This window comes from Synechococcus sp. B60.1 (genome assembly GCF_047462555.1).
Taxonomy (GTDB): domain Bacteria; phylum Cyanobacteriota; class Cyanobacteriia; order Thermostichales; family Thermostichaceae; genus Thermostichus.
In genome coordinates, this window is the sequence record NZ_JANSJN010000133.1 from 1 (window position 1) to 5,799 (window position 5,799).

The 5,799-nt window shown below is 62.3% G+C and carries 6 protein-coding genes; 3 read left to right on the forward strand and 3 right to left on the reverse strand.

What is annotated here, in order from left to right; translation table 11 throughout:
- The first annotated feature begins 86 nt into the window (after positions 1–86).
- On the forward strand, positions 87–836 hold the full coding sequence (locus tag NW863_RS12035; RefSeq protein WP_414366621.1) for a YebC/PmpR family DNA-binding transcriptional regulator: 750 nt from the start codon (positions 87–89) through the stop codon (positions 834–836).
- Positions 837–846: 10 nt separating this feature from the next.
- Here the strand turns inward: NW863_RS12035 and NW863_RS12040 are convergent, their stop codons facing one another.
- Positions 847–1,158 carry a YbjQ family protein gene (locus NW863_RS12040; protein WP_414360996.1) on the reverse strand — a complete coding sequence of 104 codons (312 nt, stop codon included), beginning with the start codon at positions 1,156–1,158 and terminating at the stop codon, positions 847–849.
- Positions 1,159–1,278: 120 nt separating this feature from the next.
- Here NW863_RS12040 and rbsK point away from each other — a divergent pair, with 120 nt between their 5' ends.
- Positions 1,279–2,196 carry a ribokinase gene (rbsK, locus tag NW863_RS12045; RefSeq protein WP_414366623.1) on the forward strand — a complete coding sequence of 306 codons (918 nt, stop codon included), beginning with the start codon at positions 1,279–1,281 and terminating at the stop codon, positions 2,194–2,196.
- Between the two features lie 8 nt (positions 2,197–2,204).
- On the opposite strand, the gene NW863_RS12050 is transcribed toward rbsK, so the two are convergent.
- A complete protein-coding gene (locus tag NW863_RS12050) occupies positions 2,205–3,812 on the reverse strand; it encodes a B12-binding domain-containing radical SAM protein (protein WP_414366625.1) in 1,608 nt (535 codons plus the stop codon).
- A gap of 137 nt (positions 3,813–3,949) precedes the next feature.
- Here NW863_RS12050 and NW863_RS12055 point away from each other — a divergent pair, with 137 nt between their 5' ends.
- The gene (locus tag NW863_RS12055) at positions 3,950–4,798 is read left to right on the forward strand and encodes a methyltransferase domain-containing protein (RefSeq protein ID WP_414348879.1); all 849 of its coding nucleotides are present in this window, start codon (positions 3,950–3,952) and stop codon (positions 4,796–4,798) included.
- 85 nt (positions 4,799–4,883) lie between these two features.
- Here NW863_RS12055 and NW863_RS12060 read toward each other — a convergent pair whose 3' ends face one another.
- The gene (locus NW863_RS12060; RefSeq protein ID WP_414348894.1) at positions 4,884–5,504 is read right to left on the reverse strand and encodes a uracil-DNA glycosylase; all 621 of its coding nucleotides are present in this window, start codon (positions 5,502–5,504) and stop codon (positions 4,884–4,886) included.
- Positions 5,505–5,799 lie beyond the last annotated feature (295 nt).

Genomic DNA, 5,799 nt, shown 5'->3' on the forward strand with positions numbered 1-5,799 from the left:
GTGGGGTTGAGTCCTGGGCCTGGGGTGATCTAGGCTTCGGAGTTAAGGGGATCTCTTCCCTCCTACTGCTTGACCAGTGTGCAGCTATGGCAGGACACAGCAAGTGGGCCAACATTAAGCGGCAAAAAGCCCGCGTAGATGCCAGAAAAGGCAGCCTATTTACCAAACTTTCCCGCGCCATCATCGTGGCAGCGCGCAGCGGCCTGCCGGATCCGGAAGCCAATTTTCGGCTGCGCTCGGCGGTAGAGAAAGCCAAGGCGGCAGGCATGCCCGCCGAGAACATTGAACGGGCCATCGCCAAGGGATCCGGCAACTGGACCGACGACAGCCCCCTGGAGGAAATCCGCTACGAAGGCTACGGCCCTGGGGGTGTGGCTGTCTTGATTGAGGCCATGACCGATAACCGCAACCGCACGGCTGCCGAGGTACGGGAAGCCTTCAGCAAAGTCGGCGGCAGCCTGGGGGAAAGCGGCTGCGTGAGCTGGCTGTTTCGGCAAAAAGGGGTGATCAACCTAGAGGAGGTGACAGATCCCGAAGCTCTGCTGCTAGCGGTAGCCGAAGCAGGGGGGGAGGATCTCAAGGTGGAGGGGACCGGCGCAGAGGTCTATTGCGATTACACCCTGCTGGAGCAGGTGGCCACCTACCTTAAAAAAGAGGGCTACCGGGTGCAGGAGGCGGCCATCCGTTGGATCCCTTCCACAGAAGTGCATGTGGAGGATCCCGAGACGGCCAAGCTGGTGCTGACCCTCATGGAACGGCTGGACAACTTGGACGATGTGCAAAATGTCTACGCCAATTTCGAGATTGACGAGGCAGTGATGGAGAGCCTGGCCTAAGGGGAAAGGCTTAGCGCAACTTGACGGCGGTGCCGGCGGCGGTAACGAGGATCAGCGTCGTGCTCATGTTGGTATGAATGGTAACGCCTAGGATGCCATTTGCTCCCAAACGTTTGGCTCGCTGCTCCAACTCTTCCAAAACCTTTTTCTGAGCATTCTCGAACACTTCTTCGTAGGTTCTTGTGCGTCCCCCGATAATGTTGCGGAGGGCAGCAAGGAAGTCCCGCAGAACATTGGTGCCATAAACTACCTCGGCAGTAACAATGCCCAGGTAGCGCTCCACCTCTTTACCTTGGAGCATGTCTGTAGTGGCTAGCAGCATGGCTCGTTCTCCGCGTCACCTCCTCACTAAGCTAGCCGAGAGGCTCCAAGGTGGGGAGTTCTTAGACTGTAGCGGGAGCTAGAATTGGCTACCCTGGAGGCAACGTTTTCCAGCCAGCCAATGACGACCCTCGTTCGCGTAGTGGGGAGCTTAAATCTAGACCTGGTGGTGCAGGTGCCACACCAGCCGGGGCCGGGGGAGACGGTGCTGGGATCGGACTACGCCACCTACCCTGGGGGCAAGGGGGCCAACCAAGCGGTGGCAGCAGCCCGGGCGGGAGCCCAGGTGGAAATGTGGGGGGCAGTGGGATCCGATGGCTTTGGCCGCCTGCTAAAGGAGAACTTGGAGCAAAACGGCGTTGCTACCCACTACGTACGGCAGCTGGAAGGACCCAGCGGTATTGCTCTAATTACCGTGGATCAAGCAGGGCAAAACCGGATTGTGGTTAGCCCCGGGGCCAATGGTCGCTACCTGCCAGAGCATCTGCCCCCCTGGACGCCGGCGGCTCTAGTGCTGTTGCAACTGGAAATCCCCCTAGCCACCGTGCAGGCGGTGGCGGAGCAGGCCTTTGCCCAAGGGATCCCTGTCCTCCTCAATCCCGCCCCTATGGCTCCCCTGCCGGGATCCCTCCTGCGTCAGGTGCGCTACTTGGTGCTCAATGAAAGCGAAGCCGCTGCCCTTGCCCAATCTCCAGTGGAGACGCCAGCGCAAGCCGAAAAAGTGGCCCAAGCCTTGCAACAGCAGGGGATCCCGACAGTGATCATCACCTTGGGGGGAGCGGGCTTGGTCTGGGCCGATGGGGAGGAAAGGGGCCATCTGCCAGCCCACCCCGTGTTGGTGGTGGATACCACTGCTGCCGGCGACAGCTTCTGCGGTGCTTTGGCCGCCTACCTGGCTGCTGGCGGATCCCTGAGGGAAGCCCTCCATTTTGCCAATGCCGCTGCGGCCTTGTGTGTAACCCGCCCTGGGGCCCAGCCCAGTTTGCCCCAGCGCGCCGAGATCGAGGCGTTTCTGGCCGCTGCAGGCCCCCATCCCTAGATTCTGGGCTACGTGGAGAAGGCCTCTTGGCGGTGCTGGGCCAGCCGCTCCAGGCTGAGGGGGCCCTGGATGTGCTGCCAGGGAAGGGGATCCGCCGGATCCCAGTTGCTGTGCACGTAGTAGTCCAAGGGCGGCAGTTGTCCCTGCAGCTCTTTGAAGGCGCGGCGGAAGCTGCCCAGGGACTCGCCCCACTGCCGGGCTAGCTGCAAGACTCGGGCCACCCGCCGATCCCCCCGCGAGATGAGGGCTTGGATGACCGACCAACTGCAGCTTTCGGGACGGAACTCCACGCCCAGGGGACGCAGATGTTTTTGATACCACTGCAGCTTTTTCTCAGCCTGGGGATCCACCCCCTGCCACTGGAAAGGGGTGTGGGCTTTGGGCACAAAGGTGCTGCAGCCCAAAGTCAAGCGCAGGCGGGGAGCCACCTTCTTGAGCTCCTTGAAAAGAGCAACGGTGGCCTCCAGGTCGGCCTGGGTTTCCGCCGGGATCCCCACCATGCCGTAGAACTTGATCCCCTTCAGGCCGCCGGCCTGGGCGTGGGCGGCCGCCGCCAAGATTTCTTCATTGGTTAGCTTCTTGTTAATGACCTGGCGCAGCCGTTCTGAGCCGCTTTCAATGGCCACAGTAATGGACTGGCTGCCGCGGCGGGAAAGCACTTGCGCCAAGCGAGGCGTGACCGTGCCCGTGCGCACCGAGGCCAGGCTAAGGCGCACCTGCTCAAAGCGATCCTGCGCCAGGTACTCCAGCAATTCCTCAAACTGGGGGTGCTGGGTTACCGAAGCCCCCAAAAGGCCAATCCGCTGGGTAACCTGCAACCCCCGCTCCACCGCCGGGATCAGATGCCCTTCTACATCGGCAGCGCGAAAGGGCAAAGTTAGGTAGCTGGCTAGACAAAAGCGGCACATCTCGGGGCAACTGCGCACCACCTCCACCATGTAGATGCTCTCCCAGGCCGCCTTGGGGGTAACCACGGTGGACACCGAGAGGGTGTTGCCGCGGAAGGTGTGCTTGCGGATGGAGCTGGGGATCCCGTCCCGCTTGGGAATGACCTTTTCCACCGGGCCGTCGGGGCCGCGGTAGTGGACTTCGTAGAGGCTGGGCACGTAGATCCCCGGCACCTGAGCCAGCGCCTGCAGCTTTTCGGCCCGGGATCCCTGCCGCACCTGCTGATAGGTCTGGATCATCTGCTCCACCAGGCCTTCCCCGTCTCCCAGCAGGATCAAGTCAAAGAACGCAGCAAAGGGCTCAGGGTTGGCCGTCAACACCGGGCCGCCGCCAAAAACCAAGGGATGCGCTTCTTCCCGCGCCTCGGCCTGGAGGGGGATCCCCTGTCGTTCCAACAGATCCAGGATATGGACGTAGTCCAGCTCCCAAGACAGGGAAAAGCCCACCAGCTCCGGATCCCGCGGCAGCGGCTCGGCCAGGTCGGTAAACAGGCGGGCAACCGCCACCTCGCGGCGGCTGGCCAGCAGGCTCCAGATGACCTGGTAGCCGAGGCTGGTGATCCCTACCGAGTAGGTGTTGGGAAAGGCGTAGATGACCCGCACCGCGTCAGGCGCAGGTGTGGCCGGGGTGAAGAGAAGCTGTTCCAGAGCCAATTCCGAGGTGGCCAAGGCAGTCTAAGAAAGGGGGATGGGCGGCAAGGGCCTACTTTCCCAGCTTAATCGGGGTTTTGTCAGGCTGCGTCCAGGGCCAGCAGGGACGGCCAGATCGTCCAGAATGGAAGGGATCCCGACCCGCTCCTGACTGGATGGCTTCCCCCCTCAACCAACGCATCCGCCGCTTCTACGATGCTTCCTCCGGCCTGTGGGAGCAGGTGTGGGGGGAGCACATGCACCACGGCTACTATGAGCCGGGCCAGACCGGCAAGGATCGCCGCCAAGCCCAGATCGATCTCATGGAGCGAGTGATTCAATGGGGCCAGATCGGGGATCCTAAACCCCCTCAGCACATCCTCGATCTCGGCTGTGGCATTGGAGGGAGCAGCCTGGAGCTGGCGCGGCGCTTTGGCGCCGAGGTAACAGGCATTACCCTCAGCCCTGTCCAGGCCCGACGGGCCACGCAGCGGGCCCAGGAGGCCGGCCTGAGCCACAGGGTGCGCTTTTGGGTGGCCGATGCCCTGGAAATGCCCTTTGCCGACCACACTTTCGATCTGGTCTGGGCTCTGGAAAGCGGCGAGCACATGCCAGATAAGCGGCGGTTTCTGGCCGAGGGCTGGCGGGTCTTGCAGCCGGGCGGGCAGATGATGGTGGTGACCTGGTGCCACCGCGAGGGATCCCTGAGCCGCCAGGATCAGCGGCTTTTGCAGCAGATCTACGACGTGTACTGCCTGCCCTATGTCATCAGCTTGTCGGAGTATGAAGCACTGGCCCAAGAGGTGGGGTTCGAGCAGTTGCGCACCGCCGACTGGTCGGAGCGGGTGGCCCCCTTTTGGGATGAGGTAATTGCCTCGGCTCGCGATTGGCGGTGGATCCCGGCTTTGGTGCGCAGCGGCTGGGTCACCGTTCGTGGGGCGCTGGGGCTGGGCCTGATGCGGCGGGCCTATGCCACCGGCTTGCTGCGCTTTGGCTTGCTGAGCGGCTTCAAGCCTGCAAGTTAGGGATCCCATACCCCCCTCTCCCAAGGGAGAGGGGCTGGGGGTGAGGGCAGCAGCGCTGGCCACGTAAGCGACAGGGAAAGTGGGCTCAAAAGTCCTGCTGGGGTGGCGTTGCGCCAGCAAGTTCTAGGTACTTCTGCTTCACCGCCTGAATATCCTGCCACATCAACCACTTGGGGCTGCCGGGGGTGCGGTCAGGGTTGCGCAGCAAGTAGGCGGGGTGGAAGATGGGCATGCACCAGCGCCCCTGCCACTGGATCCACTCGCCGCGGATCTTGGTAATGCCCCGCTTATCCCCCAAAAGGGAGCGCACCGAAGTGGCCCCCGTCAACAAAATGATCCAGGGATCCACCAGGCGAATCTGCTCCAAGAGATAGGGTCGGCAGGCGTCCATCTCCGCCTGGGTGGGTACGCGGTTGTTGGGGGGGCGGCACTTGACCACATTGCAGATGTAGGTATCCCGCTCGGGATCCAGCCCCACCGAGGCCAGGATCTTGTCCAGCAACTGGCCGGACTTACCTACAAAGGGCAGGCCTTGCAGATCTTCGTTTTCCCCCGGCCCCTCGCCAACAATCACGATCTTGGCTTTAGGGTTACCTCGGTGCACCACCACATAGGTACGGTTGGCCGCCAACTCACAGCGCTGGCAGACCCGGCAGTGCTGCTCCAGTTGTTCTAGATCCCGATAGGTGCCGGGGGGAATGGGCACCTGAGCCGAGAGCGGGATCTGATCCCATTGGGGAAGCGTCTCCGTTGCAGAGGCAGGTGGCTCTAGGGGATCGTCAAATAGGCTGGGCTGAAGCTCCGAGGGTCTTTTCTTGGCAGCCATTGCAAGGTGAGGGATCCTTGTGCAGCGATCTTCGGCCGCTCCTCTGCCCTTGTCAAGCTTGGAGTCTCTTTCCCCAAAAGGGCAGCCTTTACGTCTTGATGAACTACCCCACCGCGCAGGCGGGTGGGGTTTCCTCACCCGCTTGACAGCAGAGCTTTTGTCTCTTCTTCTGCCC